Annotated in this window: 17 protein-coding genes; 8 read left to right on the top strand and 9 right to left on the bottom strand. The window is 73.3% G+C overall.

What is annotated here, in order from left to right:
* Nucleotides 1–101 precede the first annotated feature (101 nt).
* Together HNR61_RS19825 and HNR61_RS19820 are read left to right on the top strand one after the other, a co-directional pair.
* A complete protein-coding gene (locus HNR61_RS19825; protein WP_182844682.1) occupies nt 102–743 on the top strand; it encodes a TetR/AcrR family transcriptional regulator in 642 nt (213 codons plus the stop codon).
* Complete coding sequence (locus tag HNR61_RS19820) at nt 740–1,072, top strand: pyridoxamine 5'-phosphate oxidase family protein (protein ID WP_182844681.1); 333 nt, start codon at nt 740–742, stop codon at nt 1,070–1,072. Before HNR61_RS19825 ends, HNR61_RS19820 begins: the two co-directional genes overlap by 4 nt.
* Here HNR61_RS19820 and HNR61_RS19815 read toward each other — a convergent pair.
* Nucleotides 1,020–2,024, bottom strand: a complete 1,005-nt coding sequence (locus HNR61_RS19815; RefSeq protein ID WP_182844680.1) for a helix-turn-helix transcriptional regulator — start codon at nt 2,022–2,024, stop codon at nt 1,020–1,022. The genes HNR61_RS19820 and HNR61_RS19815 overlap by 53 nt on opposite strands.
* An 88-nt stretch (nt 2,025–2,112) precedes the next feature.
* Here HNR61_RS19815 and HNR61_RS19810 point away from each other — a divergent pair, with 88 nt between their 5' ends.
* Nucleotides 2,113–2,526, top strand: a complete 414-nt coding sequence (locus HNR61_RS19810) for a VOC family protein (protein WP_182844679.1) — start codon at nt 2,113–2,115, stop codon at nt 2,524–2,526.
* Between the two features lie 73 nt (nt 2,527–2,599).
* Here the strand turns inward: HNR61_RS19810 and HNR61_RS19805 are convergent, their stop codons facing one another.
* The gene (locus tag HNR61_RS19805; RefSeq protein WP_067815854.1) at nt 2,600–2,785 is read right to left on the bottom strand and encodes a DUF397 domain-containing protein; all 186 of its coding nucleotides are present in this window, start codon (nt 2,783–2,785) and stop codon (nt 2,600–2,602) included.
* Nucleotides 2,776–3,585, bottom strand: coding sequence for a helix-turn-helix domain-containing protein (locus tag HNR61_RS19800; RefSeq protein WP_067815852.1), 810 nt, complete (start codon nt 3,583–3,585; stop codon nt 2,776–2,778). Before HNR61_RS19800 ends, HNR61_RS19805 begins: the two co-directional genes overlap by 10 nt.
* Nucleotides 3,586–3,748: 163 nt before the next feature.
* On the opposite strand from HNR61_RS19800, the gene HNR61_RS19795 reads away from it, so the two are divergent.
* On the top strand, nt 3,749–4,177 hold the full coding sequence (locus HNR61_RS19795) for an ATP-binding protein (protein ID WP_182844678.1): 429 nt from the start codon (nt 3,749–3,751) through the stop codon (nt 4,175–4,177).
* 303 nt (nt 4,178–4,480) lie between these two features.
* Nucleotides 4,481–5,287, top strand: a complete 807-nt coding sequence (nadE, locus tag HNR61_RS19790; RefSeq protein ID WP_182845171.1) for an NAD(+) synthase — start codon at nt 4,481–4,483, stop codon at nt 5,285–5,287.
* 23 nt (nt 5,288–5,310) lie between these two features.
* Here the strand turns inward: nadE and HNR61_RS19785 are convergent, their stop codons facing one another.
* From HNR61_RS19785 to HNR61_RS19775, 3 genes are all read right to left on the bottom strand, one after another.
* Complete coding sequence (locus tag HNR61_RS19785) at nt 5,311–7,026, bottom strand: ABC transporter ATP-binding protein (protein WP_182844677.1); 1,716 nt, start codon at nt 7,024–7,026, stop codon at nt 5,311–5,313.
* On the bottom strand, nt 7,023–8,828 hold the full coding sequence (locus HNR61_RS19780) for an ABC transporter ATP-binding protein (protein ID WP_182844676.1): 1,806 nt from the start codon (nt 8,826–8,828) through the stop codon (nt 7,023–7,025). Before HNR61_RS19780 ends, HNR61_RS19785 begins: the two co-directional genes overlap by 4 nt.
* Before the next feature lie 99 nt (nt 8,829–8,927).
* The gene (locus HNR61_RS19775) at nt 8,928–9,824 is read right to left on the bottom strand and encodes an alpha/beta hydrolase (RefSeq protein WP_182844675.1); all 897 of its coding nucleotides are present in this window, start codon (nt 9,822–9,824) and stop codon (nt 8,928–8,930) included.
* A 106-nt stretch (nt 9,825–9,930) separates the two neighbouring features.
* Between HNR61_RS19775 and HNR61_RS19770 the strand changes: the two genes are divergently transcribed.
* Nucleotides 9,931–10,965 (top strand): helix-turn-helix domain-containing protein, encoded by a 1,035-nt coding sequence (locus HNR61_RS19770; RefSeq protein ID WP_182844674.1) that lies wholly within the window; start codon nt 9,931–9,933, stop codon nt 10,963–10,965.
* A 498-nt stretch (nt 10,966–11,463) separates the two neighbouring features.
* Here HNR61_RS19770 and HNR61_RS19765 read toward each other — a convergent pair whose 3' ends face one another.
* The 3 genes from HNR61_RS19765 to HNR61_RS19755 all read right to left on the bottom strand — a co-directional run bounded on the left by HNR61_RS19765 (nt 11,464) and on the right by HNR61_RS19755 (nt 13,485).
* Nucleotides 11,464–12,426: an anti-sigma factor RsbA family regulatory protein gene (locus tag HNR61_RS19765; RefSeq protein WP_312897989.1), complete on the bottom strand. Its 963-nt coding sequence runs from the start codon at nt 12,424–12,426 to the stop codon at nt 11,464–11,466.
* Nucleotides 12,423–12,746, bottom strand: a complete 324-nt coding sequence (locus tag HNR61_RS19760; protein ID WP_220509577.1) for an STAS domain-containing protein — start codon at nt 12,744–12,746, stop codon at nt 12,423–12,425. Before HNR61_RS19760 ends, HNR61_RS19765 begins: the two co-directional genes overlap by 4 nt.
* Nucleotides 12,747–12,846: 100 nt before the next feature.
* Nucleotides 12,847–13,485 carry a TetR/AcrR family transcriptional regulator gene (locus HNR61_RS19755; RefSeq protein WP_182844671.1) on the bottom strand — a complete coding sequence of 213 codons (639 nt, stop codon included), beginning with the start codon at nt 13,483–13,485 and terminating at the stop codon, nt 12,847–12,849.
* Between the two features lie 78 nt (nt 13,486–13,563).
* Here HNR61_RS19755 and HNR61_RS19750 point away from each other — a divergent pair, with 78 nt between their 5' ends.
* Nucleotides 13,564–14,451 carry an alpha/beta hydrolase gene (locus HNR61_RS19750; protein WP_182844670.1) on the top strand — a complete coding sequence of 296 codons (888 nt, stop codon included), beginning with the start codon at nt 13,564–13,566 and terminating at the stop codon, nt 14,449–14,451.
* A gap of 709 nt (nt 14,452–15,160) precedes the next feature.
* A complete protein-coding gene (locus tag HNR61_RS19745) occupies nt 15,161–15,727 on the top strand; it encodes a hypothetical protein (RefSeq protein ID WP_182844669.1) in 567 nt (188 codons plus the stop codon).
* Nucleotides 15,728–15,947 lie beyond the last annotated feature (220 nt).

Here is a 15,947-nt window from a genome sequence, read left to right as displayed (position 1 = left end):
GGCTGAACCATGGCAGCCCGCCTCGAAAAAATCAATCGTGCTTGATTTTTTCTTGGGGACGCGGTCTGGTTGACTGGGACGCCACCCGAACCGAGGACGCGATGACCACCGATGCGACGGCCCCCCGGGCCCTCCCCCGCGAACCGCGCCAGGACCGCAGCCGCGCCACGCGGCGGCGGCTGCTGGAGGCGGCCGTCGACTGCCTGGCGTCGGCGGGCTGGGCCGGGACGACCGTCGCCGTCGTCGCCGAGCGCGCCGGCGTGTCGCGCGGCGCGGCCCAGCACCACTTCCGCACCCGCGAGGAGCTCGTCACCGCCGCCGTCGAGTACGGCGCCGACGTGCGCATGACGCAGATGCGCGAACGCCTGCGCGCGCTCGCCGACCGCCGCCTGTCCACGCTGGAGGTCCTGGAGCTGCTCGGCGAGATGTACACCAGCCCGCTGTTCCGCGCGGCGCTGCAACTGTGGGTGGCGGCCAGCTCGGACGAGGCGTTGCGCGCCCAGGCGGTGCCGCTGGAGACGCGGGTCGGCCGGGAGGCGCACCGGCTCACCGTGGAGGCCCTGGGGGCGGACGAGTCGGTGCCGGGGGTGCGCGAGACCGTCCAGGCGACGCTGGACCTGATGCGCGGCCTCGGCCTGGCGGACCTGCTCACCGACGACTCGGCGCGGCGCTCCCGGCTGCTGCGGCAGTGGGCCGTGACGCTGGACCTGGCGCTCGGCGAGGAATGCCGGAGCCCCGGGTGAGCGGCACCGAGGTCGGCTTCCAGGGGCCGGACCTGTCGTTCGGCTCCACGCTGAACGCCGTCAAGGCGCGCGGCCTGCGACGGGACGGCCGCCGCGCGATCCACGCGCACCCGGCCAAGGACGGCGACGCCAAGGTCGCCGGGATCGCCGTGGAGGTCACCGATCCGGAGGAGGGGCGGCGCCACACCACCGGGGGCGAGCCTCCCGGCGGCTTCCCCGCGTTCCGCCTCGACCCGCGGGAGGCGGTGCCGACCGGCGTCGAGGGGAACGAGACGGTCATCCGCCCGTGGCGGCCGGGCCGTCCGGTGGAGACGTTCCGGCGGACGTGAGGCGGGCGGCGGCCCGGTAGCGGTCGGCGAGCTCGACCAGGTACCCGCGCAGCTCCGGCGGGTCCAGCACGGTGAAGCCGACGCCGAGACCGCCCAGGAACCCGGCGAGGTTGTGCAGCGTGTCGGAGCCGGTCTCCAGCACGCACCCGTCCGCGCCGTCGGCGTGCAGCAGCCCGGCGGCCGGCGGGAGCATGCCCGCGATCGTCTCGGCGGAGGCGTGCAGCCGCACCCTCGCCGGGTACCGCCAGGCGCTGGAGCTCGTGCCGCGGATGACGCGGGCGACGGCGTCCTCGTCGGGCATCTCCCGGGGCGTGAACCGCGGCCCGTTCGGGACGCGCGGGCGGATCCGGTCGGCGCGGAAGGTCCGCCAGTCGCCCCGGTCCGGATCCCAGGCCAGTAGGTACCAGCGGTATCCGGTGTAGACGAGGCGGTGCGGCTCGACGTCGCGCACGCTCGCGCCCCCCTCGTGGCCGACGTAGTCGAAGCGCAGCCGCACCCGGTCCCGGACCGTCCCGGCGATGGCGGTGAGGGTCTCGGCGTCCACGGTGGGCCCGCGCCCGCCCACCGCGACGGTGGCCGCGCCCAGCGTGTCGACGCGGTGCCGCAGCCGCGACGGCAGCATCCGCCGCAGCTTGGTCAGCGCCCGCAGCGAGGTCTCCTCGATCCCGGTGACGGTGCCGCCCGCCGCCGCGTGCAGCCCGACCGCGACCGCGACGGCCTCCTCGTCGTCCAGCAGCAGCGGCGGCAGCGCCGCGCCCGCGCCCAGCCGGTACCCGCCCGCCGTCCCCGTCGTCGAGCCGATCTCGTACCCCATGATCCGCAGCCGCTCGATGTCGTTGCGGACCGTCCGGGTGGTCACGCCGAGCCGCGCGGCCAGCTCGCCGCCCGACCAGACCGGCCGGGACTGAAGCAACGACAGCAGGCGCAGCAGCCGAACCGATGTCTCCAACATGGTCCAAGCCTGCCATCCCTTGAGGAAACGTACGTTCCGCAAGGCCGCCTAACGTGGTGCCCATCAGCCGGAACGAAGGGAACAGCACATGCTGCGAGGAATGGCCACCATCAACATCTGGGCCGACGACGTGGAGGAGGCGGGCCGCTGGTACGCCCAGTTCCTGGGCGCCCAGGCGTACTTCCGGCGTTCCAACCCCGACGGCACCACGGCCTACCTGGAGTTCCGCGTCGGGGACTACGAGCACGAGCTCGGCATCATCGACAACCGCTACGCCCCCACCCGGACGGCGCCCGGCGGCGCGGTCACGCACTGGCACGTCGACGACCTGGAGGCGGCGGTGGCCCGGCTGCTGTCGCTCGGGGCCAAGGAGCACATGCCGGTCACCGAGCACGGCGAGGGCTTCGTCACCGCCTCGGTGGTCGACCCGTTCGGCAACGTCCTCGGCGTCATGCGCAACGTCCACTACCTGGAGATCCTGGAGCGGACCGGCCCGGCCTGAACGACGGAAAGGACGTCTCCGTCCCGCGTCGCGGGGCGGAGACGTCCTTCTTTCCGCTGTTCTGTTTTCGGATTCAGTTGTTCTTGATGGCGTCGGCGAGCCGGCGGAAGATGCCGAACTCGACGAACACCTTGGGCCCCTCGGGGTCCTTGCTGTCGCGGATGGCGACGACACCGGGCACGGCGGCGACCTCCACGCAGTTGCCGCCGTTCTCGCCACTGCGGGCACCCTTCCGCCACGTGGCGCTGCTCAGGTCCATAGTTCCTCGATCACCTTTCTTACGGCGTCTCGCGACATGTCAACGGGCAGTGCCCTGCCTCTCAGCGACCGCAGTGACCGGGCGATCCCCGAGAGGTCCTGGGGGTCGTCCGACGTGATCCCCCGCACGACCGTCTCCAGGTACGCCACCTCGCTCCGGTCCTCCATGGTCGCGACCACGAACGCGCCGCCCGTCCCCGCCGGGCGGCCGTCGTTCACGACGATCTGAACGGTGACGTTGGGAAGCGCGCTCACCTCGACCAGGTACTCCAGCTGCTCCCGCATCACCTCCCTGGAGGTGACCAGGTTGCGCAGCGCGGTCTCGCTGATGAGCGCGACGAGGGCGACCGGGTTCTCCGGTCGGGTGAGGATGCGCTGGCGCGCCAGCCGCGCCTCCAGCGCCTCGTCGGAGCCGAGGAAGGCGCGCGCGTAGTTCGGCGTCTGGAGCAGACCCGGGATGATGGTGTGCTCCCAGGTGGTCAGCTCGGCGGCCTGGCTCTCGACCTCGGGCCAGTCGAACCAGGTCGGGTAGGCGGCCTCCTTCACCAGGTCGTGCCAGAGCGCCACCAGCTCCCCCCGCGCCTCCAGCTCGCGGTCCATGATCTCGACGAACTCGAGGGTGCAGCGGGTGCGGCCGTTCTCGATGGCGCCGATGTACTGGTACTTGACGCCGGCGCCGTTGTTGGCGCGCGCGGCGCACGCCTCCTGGGTCCAGTGCTTCGCCTCGCGGTAACTGCGGAACCGCTTGCCGAAGGCGAGCAGGCTGGGGGACACGGTGGCCTTGTTGCGCTTAGGAGCCATGATCTCGCCCTCTCCTCCCACCAAAGTACGACCCAAGTCGCCCCCAACCAAGAGGGGCCGCACCCACCGAATTACACCCCCGCACGCTGCGCTTTGTTACACACGGTACCGACATGATGCCTCAATGGTCAGAGAAACTTCGCCTCTCTCGAAGGCACCGGCCATGTCCACAGCGCGCACCTGCCCGCCGCCGCCCGTCCCGCGCGGCGCCCCGGCCACGCTGCTGCTCGCGTCGACCCCCGAGGCGATCGGGGCCGCACGGGACTTCACCCGCGGCTGGTTCGCGGCGCGGGGCTTCCCCGAGGACACGGTCTTCCTGGCGGCCCTGGTGGTGACGGAACTGACCACCAACGCCCACCGGCACGGCTCCCGTCCCGGCGAGGTGATCTCCCTCCACCTGTACCTCGCCGACGCCGGCCCGGTCGTCGAGGTCCGCGACACCAGCACCGCCGCGCCGGCCGTCCATCCCCTCACCCTCGACGGCGTGTCGGGCCGAGGCCTGGCGACGGTCGAACGCCTGGCGCGCCGCTGGGGCTACCGGCTCCTGGCCTCCGGGGGCAAGACCGTGTACGCCGTGCTGAACGCGACCTGAGGCGGCGCGACGGGGCGCCATGGGAGGCGACGAAGGAGCGGACGTCGCCTCACCGCGACCGGAACTCCTGGCCGACGCCGGTTTCACCGTCGAGCAGGAGGGCGATCTGCGCCCGCTCGTCCGCTACGTCACGGCCGTGAAGGCTTAACGCGCGGCTTTGCGGGCAACAGTGTGGTTCGAGATGACGTGGTGAGCGGTCGTCGGGTCACCTCCCCTGGTCAGGACCCAACGGCCCTCCCCTAGAGTGCTGGCGTTCCCGCACACCGGACCGAACGAGGAGCAACCGTGACCGACCCGGCGTCCATGCAGCAGGAGATCGCCCGGGATCTCCAGGTGAGCGCGTCCTTCGACGCGCGGCGGGAGATCGAGCGCCGGGTGTCCTTCCTCGCCGGCCAGCTGACCTCCACGGGCCTGCGCTCGCTGGTGCTGGGCATCAGCGGCGGTGTGGACTCCACGACCGCCGGGCGGCTGTGCCAGCTCGCGGTCGAACGGGTCCGCGCCGAGGGGCACGAGGCGACGTTCTTCGCGATGCGGCTGCCCTACGGCGTCCAGGCCGACGAGAAGGACGCGCGGCTGGCGCTGGAGTTCATCCGCCCCGACCGGGTCCTGACCGTCGACGTGAAGCCCGCCAGCGACGCCGCGCTGGCGGCGCTGCTGGCCGGCGACACGGTCTTCCGCGACGAGCACCACCAGGACTTCGTGCACGGCAACATCAAGGCCCGGCAGCGCATGATCGCCCAGTACGCGGTGGCGGGCGCGCACGAGGGCCTGGTCGTGGGCACCGACCACGCCGCCGAGGCGGTCTCGGGCTTCTTCACCAAGTTCGGCGACGGCGCGGCCGACGTGGTCCCGCTGACCGGCCTGACCAAGCGGCGCGTGCGGGCCGTGGCGCAGGCGCTGGGCGCGCCGCCCGAGCTGGTCGGCAAGGTCCCGACCGCCGACCTGGAGACGCTGAGCCCGGGTAAGCCCGACGAGGAGGCGCTCGGCGTCACCTACGAGGAGATCGACGGCTTCCTGGAGGGCGAGCCGGTCGGCGAGGCCGCCTTCGAGGCCATCGTCCGCCGCTACCGGCTCACCGAGCACAAGCGGCGGCTGCCGATCGCCCCCTGAGCCGGCCCGGCCGGTGCCCCGGCTCACCGGTCGGCCGTCGGCGCGGTGACGATGTCCCAGAAGCCGGCGTAGCGGCCGCCCCGGCGCAGCAGCTCGTCATGGGTGCCGTCCTCGACGATGTGGCCGTCGTCGAGGAAGACGATGCGGTCGGCGCGCTGGACGGTGCGCAGCCGGTGCGCCACCATCACCACCGTGCGCCCGGCCATCAGGTGCTGGACGCCCTGGTGGACGGCGGCCTCGTTGACCGGGTCCAGCGCGGAGGTCACCTCGTCCAGCAGCACGATCGGGGCGTCCTTCAACAGCGCCCGGGCGATCGAGACACGCTGGCGTTCCCCGCCCGACAGCAGCGCGCCGCCCTCGCCGACGCCGGTCGCCCACCCCTGGGGCAGGCGCTGGACCACCTCGTCCAGCCGTGCGGCGGTCGCGGCCGCCCGCAGCTCGGCGTCGGTGGCGTCCGGGCGGCCCAGCCGCACGTTCTCCTCGATGGTGCCGTCGAACAGGTACACGTCCTGGAAGACGATGGCGATCCGGTCCATCAACCCCCGGGTGCTGGTCTCGCGCACATCCACCCCGCCCACACGCACCGCGCCGGCGTCCACGTCGTGGAAGCGGGCCAGCAGTTGCAGCAGGGTGCTCTTGCCCGCCCCCGACGGTCCGACGACCGCCAGCCGCTGCCCCTCGGGGATCGTCAGCGACAGGTCGTCGAACACGGTGCGGTCGCCGTGCCGGAAGGTGACCGACTCCAGCTCCAGGCCCTGGTGGGCGGGCTGGACGGGGTCGGCGGGCTCGGGCAGCGGCTCGGTGCGCAGCACCTGGTCGAGCCGGTCCAGCTCGGCGCGGGCGGCGCGGAGCTTGCCGCCGAGGTCCGACAGCGACAGCAGCGGGTCGGCGCAGCGCGCGGCCAGCACCAGGATCGTCAGCACCTCGGCCGCGCCGATAGCGCCGCCGAGCGCCAGGTAGGCGGCCAGGGCCAGCAGCACGGTGAACGCCGCCTGCACCACGAGCGTCAGGCCCACCGCGCCGGGCAGGGTCGCCAGCGTCTGGCGGCGCGACGCCTGCTGGACCTCCCGCAGCGCCTCGTCGAGCATCCCGAAGCGCTCGCGGGTGCGGCCGCCGGCGCGCAGCACCGGCTGGGCCTGGAGGAACTCGATGACGCGGCCGGTCGCCTGCTGGTCGCGGGCGTGGCGTTCGGTGTCGGTGGCGGCCGTCGCGCGGGCCGTCCACCGCTGGGTGGCCGCCACGACCGGCGCGGCGGCCAGCGCGGCCAGTCCCAGTCGCCAGTCGAAGGCCAGCATCACCACCACGATCGTCGCCGGGGTGACCAGGGCGGAGATGAACGGGGCCAGCAGGTGGGCGATGATGCTCATCGCCTGGAGCAGGCCGCGGCCGGCCAGCACCGACACCTGCCCCAGGCGGTCGGTGTGGTACCAGCCCAGAGGGAGCCGGGCCAGGTGGTCGCCCAGGCGGTGGTACATGCCGCGCAGCAGCGTGGTCCCCACCCGGAACCCGGCCAGGTCGCTGGCGTAGCGCAGCGCCGCGTAGGCCGCCACCGCGGCCCCCAGCGCCCCCATCCACGGCCAGGCGTCCGCGGGCGCGTCGCCCAGCAGCGCGCGCAGCACCGGGACCAGCAGGGCGTAGGACAGGCCCTCGGCGATCGCGGCGGCGGTCATCAGCGCCACGGTGGCGCGCACCGGGCGGGCGTACCGGTCGCCCAGCACCCGTAGCAGCGTGCCGATCATCGGGTCACCTCGGTGGGGATCGCGGTTCGCTGGGAGCGCCAGAACGCGGCGAACCGTCCGTCGCGGGCCAGCAGGTCGGCGGGGGCGCCGTGCTCGACGACCGCGCCGCCGTCCAGCATCACCACGGTGTCGGCGTCGGCGATGGTCTCCAGCCGGTGCGCGATGACCACCAGGGTCCGTTCGCCCCGCAGGGTGGCCAGGGCGTGGCGCACCGCCTGCTGGGTGTGCGGGTCGGCGAAGGCGGTCGCCTCGTCCAGCACCAGCACCGGGGTGTCGGCCAGCAGCGCGCGGGCCAGCGCGATCCGCTGCGCCTCGCCCCCCGACAGCCGGGTCTCCTCCCCCAGCACCGTCTCGTAGCCGCGCGGCAGCTCCAGGATGCGGTGGTGGATGTGGGCCAGCCGGGCGGCGCGCTCCACGTCCTCGCGGCCGGCGTGCGGCACCGCCAGCGCGATGTTGTCGGCGACCGAGGCGTTCAGCAGCCGCACCTGCTGGAACACGAACGACACCCGCTGGTACAGCTGGCGGCTGCCCAGCTCGCGCACGTCCACCCCGCCCACGGTGATCGATCCCTCGGTCGGGTCGAAGAAGCGGGGCAGCAGCTGCACCAGCGTGGACTTCCCGCTCCCGGACGGGCCGACGATCGCGGTGACCGTTCCCGGCTCCAGAACCAGGTCGATCCCGCGCAGCACCTCGTGGTCGTCCCGGTAGCCGAACCTGACCCCGCGCAGCTCCACCCGGTGTCCCCGGGGCGTGGCCGGGTGCTCGGGTTCGGGCAGCGGTGGCACCGCCAGCACCTCGCGGATCCGGTCGAGGGCGCGCCGGGCGGCCTGGAGGTCGTCGAACCCGTGGCCCAGCGCCGCCACCGGCGCGGTCAGGCCCAGTCCGAGCAGGACGAACGGCAGCAGGTCCGAGGGGGCCAGGGAGCCGTCGGTGATCAGGACGGTGCCGCCGAGCAGCACCACCAGCAGCACGAACGGCGGCGACAGCGCCAGCTGCATCCCGGCGGCGATCGGCGCCATGCCGCGCGCCCACCGGGCGAAGACGCCGACGAACTCCTCGGTGGCGGTACGGAAGCGGCGGTGGGCGCGCTCGGCGCCGCCGAACGCCTTGACCACCGCGATGCCCTGCACGAACTCCACCGCGGCACTGGCGATCTGGGCCATGGCCGCGTCGAACCGCCGCTGCTCGCGCAGCCGGGCCGGCAGCATCAGCAGCGGGACCAGCAGGACCGCCAGCACCACCGGGACCAGCGTGATCAGCGTCAGCCGCCAGTCGACGGTCAGCAGGTAGACCAGCGACACCAGCGGCACCACGAACGCCGCCACCAGCTCGCCGGGGGCGTGGGCGATGAACGGGTGCACCGCGCTGACGTCCTCCCCCACCACCTTGGCCAGCTCGCCGGTCCGGCGCCGCGACAGCCAGCCGATCGGCACCCGCCCCAGCCGCGCCGCCAGTTGCCGGCGCAGCGCCAGCTGCACCCTGCCGTCCAGCAGATGCCCGATCCCGGAGGAGGCGGCCGTGAACAGCAGCCGGACCAGCAGCCCGGCCGCGCCCACGACCACGACGGCCCGGACATGGCCGTGGTCGACCGGGCCGGGCGCCAGCAGCGCGCGGCCCAGCTCCACCACCGCCAGCAGCGGCGCCAGCCCCGCGACGGCCCCGACGACCTGCGACACCACCACGGCCGCGAAGCCCCATCCATAGGGGCGCAGCAGCCGCGCCATGCTCTGTCCCGCCTCGGGGTCGGCGTCCGACGGCGGTGGGGACTTCTGTCTCGCCTGGGCGGGGGCGGTGGCGTTCATCGTCTTCTCGTCTTCGTCGAATCCGTCACGACCGGGCGTCCGGCCGAGCCGAGGGTGGATGAGGGCGGCGTTCGGGTTCTCCGGCCGTGGACGGCGGTCTCACCCGGCCAGGGCGCGGCGCAGGACGGCGGAGAGTTCGGCGATCTGCCGCTGGGACACCTCGGCGGACAGGATCGCCTGCGAGCCGTGGAAGGTACCGGCCCACTGGTGCAGCTCCACCGGCACGCCCGCCTGCAACAGACGGACCGCGTAGTCGATGTCCTCGTCGCGGTTCGGGTCGAACTCGGCGGTGGCGACGTAGGCCGGTGGCAGGCCGGACAGGTCGGTGGCCCGTGTCGGGGCGGCGTACGGCGTGGCGGTCTGTGAGCCCAGGTAGTGCCGCCACATGGCGGCGATCGTGTCGTGGTTCATCCATGGCGTGTCGGTGAAGTTCCGCGCCGACCACGTCTGCTGCCGGTCGTCGAGCCCAGGCTGGTTGAGCAGCTGGAAGCGGATCGGCGGCCCCTGCTCGTCGCGGGCCCGCAACGCCATCGCGGCCGCGAGGTTCCCACCGGCGCTGTGCCCGCCGACCGCGATCCGTTCCGGGTCGACGCCGAGTTCGGCCGCGTGCTCGACCGTCCAGGCCAGCACGGCGTAGGCGTCGTCCAGGGCCGCCGGAAAGGGGTGTTCGGGAGCCCGGCGGTAGCCCACCGAGACCACCACCGCGCCGGAGCCGTCGGCGAGCCGGGCGGCCCACAGGTGCTCGGTGTCCAGGTCTCCCATCACGAACCCGCCGCCGTGCATCCAGACGAGGGCGCCCTGGGCCTGGTGCGGGCGGTAGATCCGCACCGGCACCTCCGGATCGGCGGGCACCACGCGGTCCTCGACCTCCAGGCCCGCGACGTCCGGCGTCGGCCGCGCGGCGGCCAGCTCGGCGAGGTGCTTGCGCGCGGTGAGCGGATCGTTCAGATCGACCTGCGGGAGAAACGGGATGAAGGCTTCCAGCTCGGGATCCATGCCCCCATCCTCCAGGTCCCGTCCCCGGCGATCATCCGCCATTCGTCGGGCATCCCGCCCCGATGACGCGCCGATCGGCGCGCCGGGCGGCCTCTATGCTGATGCCATGGAGGCCCTGGCCGAACGGCTGTCACAGCTGGACTCGCACGTCCAGGGCGCGATCCGCGTCGTGGCGTTCTATGACACGTTGATGCGCCGGCGGGTGGACCTGCCGGCGCTGGCCCGGGCCACGGCGGGCCTGGCCGAGTGCGTGGCCGGGATCGGGCTGCACGGCACCGGGCGGACCATCCGCATGGCCCCCGACGGCGCCTCCGCCCCCACCCCGCAGGCCCCCGCCTCCAGCACCGCCCCCATCACCCTGGACGACGAGCGGATCGGCACGGTCTGGCTGGAACGCTGCGGCCCGCCCAACCCCCTGGACGAGGTCCTGCTGGACCGGCTGGCCATCGCCACCGCCGCCAGCGTCGAACGCTACGGCCCGGCCCGCACCACCATGGCCGACCCCGCCCTGGTCGAACTGGTGATCAGCGCCGACAGCGACGAGGCCGCCCGCGCCCGTGCCCTCCGCCTGCTGGGCTTCGCCGCCGACCTGCCCGTCCACGTCGCCGCCGTCCACACCCGGCTCCCCCTGGACCGGCTCGGCACGCTGATCTGCCCGTCCCGTCCGGTCAAGGCCGCCCCGCTGGCCGAGGTGGGCGTCATCCTGGCCACCACCCTGGACCCCGCCGGCTTCCCTCCCGGCGTGCGCGCCGGCATCGCCTCCACCCCCCGCCCCGACCGCTCCTGGAGCGACGCCCGCACCGCCCTGCGCTTCACCACCGCGCGCCAGCCCGTCCTGCACCACCATGACCTGGGCTCCCTGGCCCTGCTGGCCGACCTGCCGCCGCACACCCTGCGCGCCAACCCCGACGTCATCGCCGTCGCCCACCTGGCCACCGTCCCCCAGGACCTGGACACGCTGGAGGCCTACTGCGCCACCGGCTCCCTGCGCCGCGCCGCCGGCCTCCTCCACCTGCACCACAGCAGCGTCGCCCGCCGGCTCGACCACATCAGCAAGACCCTCGACATCGACCTCACCCGGCCCGCCGGCCTGACACGGGCCAAACTCGCCCTCACCGCCTGGCACCTCCTCGACAACTGAACGACCGTCTCCGGTCCCCCGCAAGGTCGCTGGAGTGGAGCGAGGACCCGGAGAGTGGCGCGGTCTGGGTGAAGGTGACGCTGGTGGCGACGGCGCCGGGGTGGCGGCCGTCAGGGTCGGTGTAGCGGCACAGCGGTCGGCTGGCGCCGGGAAGGACCTGCCCGCGCGGTTGAAGGAATCGCGGGGTGAGTCGGTTGCCACAGCTCGACGGTCCGTTCCAGTGCCCGCGGTGGGGGCTTCCAGGGTTCGCAGGACGCCGGCGGCCAGGGCGGTGAACGGGTGGAGGCCGGTGCCGGCCGGTCCCTCATCGCATTGGGCGTCGTCGAGCAGGAACATCAGCGTGCACCAGTCCACGGCCAGTCGCAGGCGATCGGTGGGGCGGCGGGCATGATGCGGCCGTAGAAGCCGGGACGGTCGTTGCCGCGCATCCTGGCCGAAGCGGCGCCGGGCTTGAACGAACAGGGCCGGCATCCCGGCCGGGCGGCGGGGAAGCCGGGGCTAGCGGGTGAAGTAGACGCGGACGGTGGTGGCCTGCGGGGTGGTGTGGATACGGACCAGGTCGGCCAGTTGGTTGACCAGCAGCACGCCGCGGCCGCCGGCGGTGTCGGGCGGCACGGGGCGGCGTCCCACCAGCGGGTCGGTGAGATGGCCCTGGTCGGAGACGTCCAGGATCAGGTGGGTGGGTTCGATCCACATCCGCAGGGTGCCCGTGCCGCCGCCGTGGATGACCGAGTTGGAGATCAGTTCACTGATGGCCAGCTCCACGTCCAGCACGCGTTCGGGGTCCAGCCCGGCGGTGCTGGCGTGTTCGATGGCCAGCGCGCGGGCCCGCTCCAGGGCGTCCACGTCGAACGGCAGCGTCGTGGCCTGCCCGGGGGCGGGGTCGGGCAGCGGCTGGTTGTAGGCGGCCACGATCGCGTCGGGCGCGTAGCGGTCGCTGGGGGTCTCGCCGTCGGCGTCGATCAGCACCGGGTGGGTGGCGGCGGCGTCGGCCACCACCCGCTCGTCCAGCCCGTCGAGGTCGTAGGGGCACAGGATCGCCACGTCGCGACCGGTGAAGGCGTGGTTGATCAGCGCCTCGTGCTGGGCGCAGGCGGGATACTCGCTGGCCGAGCGGCCCGGCCAGATCGGCTCGCCGATGATGCGGACGCGGGCCTGGGGGTGGCGGTCGGCGAAGGCGCGCAGCACGCCGGGGATGATGCGGCCGGGGTTGCGGCCGGCCCGCGTCATGTCCAGCAGCGTCACCGCGTCGGCCGCCGCGCCCAGCTCCTCGCGCAGGGCCCGGCTCAGGGGCTCCAGCCGCCAGGTGGGAACCGCCACCGCGACCGGTTCCCCGGCCCGCACGCCGTCGACGACGAACGGCACGGTACCCGCCAGGTACTGCTCCGGGCCGCGGTAGAACAGCGCGGGATGCCAGAACGGGTCGGCGGGACGGGAGGCGTGAGAGGTCGGGACGGTCACGGCGCGAGCACCTCGATCCCCGGGGTGTCGGGCCACATGACCTGCAGGATGCGCCGCAGGGCCGGGGGCGGGCTGTGCAGGACCACTCGGCCGGTGGGGGCCAGGCGATGGGCGACGGCGGCGACCGCCGCGGCGCCACCGGCGTCCACGCTCACCAGCTGTGACAGCTCCAGATGCACCACGGCGGCGTCGGTGCTGGTACCGATGGGGGGCAGCTCCGACAGGGTGGACTCCCAGATGTCACGAGTGAGCACGTTCACCTCCCCGACGGCGCGTACGCCGACCAGCTCGGTCAACGGCTGCACGCGCAGGCCGGACACGGCAACCCCCTCGGAAGTGAACTGGGGACGAGACTGATTGGGGTCAGCGTCAAACATTACCGAGCATCAAGTCTCGGCAAGTATAGGGGCGGCCACAGGGTCACGGGACTGAGGCGTCGAGCCCGGCGAGGAGGATCTTCAGACCGGAGCGGAACTCGGATCGGGGATCGCCGGTGGCCGCGTGGGCCATCTCGATCAGCCTGGGGAACCGCCGCGCCGGAAGGTCGGCCATCCGCGCGGTGATGGTCCCGGCGTCCTGTCCGGCCACGGAAACAGGAAGGCCGGTGAGCTCGGCCTGGGCGAACCCGGCGATGAATCCGGAGACCACGCGGAAGGCGGCCAGCAGGTCGGCTCCGGACCTTCCGCTGTCGGCGAGGGCCTGCACCAGGGCTTCGGTGGGGACGAGCGCGTCCTCGTCGAGGCTGCGTGCGGTGAGGATGAGGGGGATGGCGTTGGGGTGCGCGCGCACGGCGCGCCAGATGGCCTCGGCGATCGCCTCCACCCGCGTCCGCCAGTCGCCCGAGGGGTCGTCGGGCCAGTGGGCCTGGGCCATGACCGCGCTGGTGACGAGGCGTTCGAGCCCTTCCCGGCCGTCGACGTAGTTGTAGATGGTCATGGGGCCGGTGCCGAGCCTGGTGGCCAGGGCGCGCATGGTCAGCCCCGTCAGGCCCTCCTGGTCGATCAGCTCCAGAGCCGCGGCCCGCAACTGCTGATGGGTGAACTTGCGCGGTGCCGGCACGGGTCCCTCCACTTGATTACGTACAAGGTACGTGTTTAACTCGCCTCGTTCACGTACAAGGTACTTGATGGGGAGATCATGACGACACGCACCTCCTTCACCTCCGGCGGCGACCGGTGCGCCGCCTGGCTCACCGTTCCCGAGCGTCCCGGACCGCATCCGGTCGTCGTCCTGGTGCACGGCGGCGGGGCGACGCACGAGATGATGCTCGGCCAGTACGAGAAGTGGTTCTCCCAGGCGGGCCTGGCCGTGCTCGCCTTCGACCTCCGCCACCTGGGCGAGTCGGGCGGCGAGCCGCGCCAGCTGGTCAGCGCGCGCCGGTACGCCGAGGACATCGACGCGGCGCTGGAGTTCGCCCGCTCGCGGCCCGAGCTGGACGCCGGGCACATCGCGCTGTGGGGGACCTCGTTCGGCGCCAGCCATGTGGTGGCCGCGGCCGCCCGGCATCCGACGTTGTCGGCGGCGGTGGTGCAGTGCCCGGTGCTGAGCGGACGCGCCGTCGCCCTGCGGGCCGGCCTGCGGCACCTGGCCCGGCTCACCGTCCCGATCACCTCCGACCTGGTGCGGGCCTCGCTGGGGCGGTCGCGGCGGTACGTTCCGCTGGTGGGCCGCCCCGGCGAGCCGGCCTTCGTCAACCAGCCGGGCGCCCTGGAGGGCTGGCGGTCGGTGTGCCCGCCGGGCTACGAGTTCGACAACCGCGTCACCGCCGCCTCCGGGCTGGGGATGCTGTTCTACAACGCCGCAGCCCGAGCCGCCCGCGTGCGGTGCCCGCTGCTGGTGTGCCAGAGCGACCGGGAGAACCTGGTCGACACCGCGATCGCGGAGAAGGTCGCCGCCACGGCGCCGCGCGGCGTGCTCAGGCACTACGACGCCGACCACTTCACCGTCTACCATCCGCCGCTGGTCGAACGGCTCGTCGCCGACCAGATCGAGTTCCTCACCACCCACCTGCGGGTCCGGTCATGAACCGGCAGGGCCGCAGGACGTATCGATGATCCACCGTGCACGGCGGCGCGGACGCCCGGAGGCCGGGCCCCTCTGGTCGGGGGTGTTCTCGTCCTCCGTGGGCGCGCCCTAGCCGGTGCTGGGAACACATGGCGCCGGACGGATGGCGCCGGGCACGAGACGTGCCCACGGAGGCGGCCGACCGACCGGGCACCGGACGCCGGTCCCGATCCCCTCACCTGGGCCGCGTCGCCCCGGGCCGGTTGGTCGACGTCCAGAAAACTAGCCCGGTCGGCGGATGCCCGCGCACCGGACACGACCAGCGGTTGCGGCTTCGCGACGAACGGCCGCAACGGTCCTGCCGGCCCTCACGCGTGGCGACCCTGCGAGATACCACCCCGCGTCCGCCGGACGCCGCGTCGCGTTCCCGGTCGGAGGGTCCGGATGCGCGAGCAGACCGACGATCTCCGGGCACAGGTTCCGGAACCGTCGTGAGCGGGTGCCGTGCATGGCGGTATGAGGCGTTCCAAGTGCGAAATGATCGCTCTGCGGGGCGTCGGCGGAGCTGCGCCCGCATCGAGGTGACCAGGCCGCATATCGCGCGCAGGAGTGACGTCCGGTGAGATGCCGCGCTCCTGGCTTTGCGCGCATGACAATGATCGAGGCCGGGGACAGGCGTCGCGGAGCGGGCCGCTCGGGGCTCTCGCCACTCACACGAACGACAGCGTCCGTGGTCGCTGCGGGACTGGTGCTGGCCGCGGGTGGGGTGCAGGCCCGGGCGGCCGCGGCCGACCGGAAGCTCCCTGCCCGCACCGCCTCTTCCGCGGGGGCGCCGGCACGCTTCCACGACCAGTCGATCACCTGGCGCGGCTGCCAACTGGACGCGGCTGACGAGGTCGGCAAGGCACTGGACGCGGCCGGGGCGCAGTGCGCGCAGGTCACCGTCCCGGTGGACTACGGCAGGCCCGACGGCCCTACGACCACGGTGGCGGTTACCCGGCGCAAGGCCACCGACCGAGCCCACCGGCTGGGCACCCTGGTGGTCAACACGGGCGGGCCCAATGAGTCACTCTCCGGCGTGACCTGGATGGCGCAGGGCATGCCACCGATCGTCGTCGGATCACCGCAGATGGCCGCACGCTCCGTGACCTTCTTCGAGGACAACCCCTGCATCGACGGCCTCGCCAACCGCTACCTACTCACCGGCCTCCTGCCGGGCGACCGCGCCGACTGCACCAGAACCAGCCCCTGCCCCGACACCTCCGCCCCCGGCACACGCGGCCCCAAAGGACGGTGAGGTCTGCGCGCCCATCCCATTGAGCGATTCCGTCGGAAATGTTGGCGGCGGCAAGGCCGACTGGCAGCCTGCTCACCTGGAGACACCGGCATACCTGCCACCGAGCACACTTGTCCTAAAACAAGAAAGGCCCCGCCGGTAACGGCGGGGCCTTTCCTAATATGAGTCCGGCGGCGTCCTACTCTCCCACACAGTCTCCCATGCAGTACCATCGGCGCTG

This window comes from Actinomadura kijaniata (assembly GCF_014138665.1).
GTDB lineage: Bacteria > Actinomycetota > Actinomycetes > Streptosporangiales > Streptosporangiaceae > Spirillospora > Spirillospora kijaniata.
This window is presented reverse-complemented; position numbering and strand designations above follow the sequence as displayed.

Coding starts and splice junctions, on each gene's coding strand:
- HNR61_RS19825 (WP_182844682.1), top strand. CDS start 102: ATGACCACCGATGCGACGGCCCCCCGGGCCCTCCCCCGCGAACCGCGC.
- HNR61_RS19815 (WP_182844680.1), bottom strand. CDS start 2,024: ATGTTGGAGACATCGGTTCGGCTGCTGCGCCTGCTGTCGTTGCTTCAG.
- HNR61_RS19810 (WP_182844679.1), top strand. CDS start 2,113: ATGCTGCGAGGAATGGCCACCATCAACATCTGGGCCGACGACGTGGAG.
- HNR61_RS19805 (WP_067815854.1), bottom strand. CDS start 2,785: ATGGACCTGAGCAGCGCCACGTGGCGGAAGGGTGCCCGCAGTGGCGAG.
- HNR61_RS19800 (WP_067815852.1), bottom strand. CDS start 3,585: ATGGCTCCTAAGCGCAACAAGGCCACCGTGTCCCCCAGCCTGCTCGCC.
- HNR61_RS19795 (WP_182844678.1), top strand. CDS start 3,749: ATGTCCACAGCGCGCACCTGCCCGCCGCCGCCCGTCCCGCGCGGCGCC.
- nadE (WP_182845171.1), top strand. CDS start 4,481: ATGCAGCAGGAGATCGCCCGGGATCTCCAGGTGAGCGCGTCCTTCGAC.
- HNR61_RS19785 (WP_182844677.1), bottom strand. CDS start 7,026: ATGATCGGCACGCTGCTACGGGTGCTGGGCGACCGGTACGCCCGCCCG.
- HNR61_RS19780 (WP_182844676.1), bottom strand. CDS start 8,828: ATGAACGCCACCGCCCCCGCCCAGGCGAGACAGAAGTCCCCACCGCCG.
- HNR61_RS19775 (WP_182844675.1), bottom strand. CDS start 9,824: ATGGATCCCGAGCTGGAAGCCTTCATCCCGTTTCTCCCGCAGGTCGAT.
- HNR61_RS19770 (WP_182844674.1), top strand. CDS start 9,931: ATGGAGGCCCTGGCCGAACGGCTGTCACAGCTGGACTCGCACGTCCAG.
- HNR61_RS19750 (WP_182844670.1), top strand. CDS start 13,564: ATGACGACACGCACCTCCTTCACCTCCGGCGGCGACCGGTGCGCCGCC.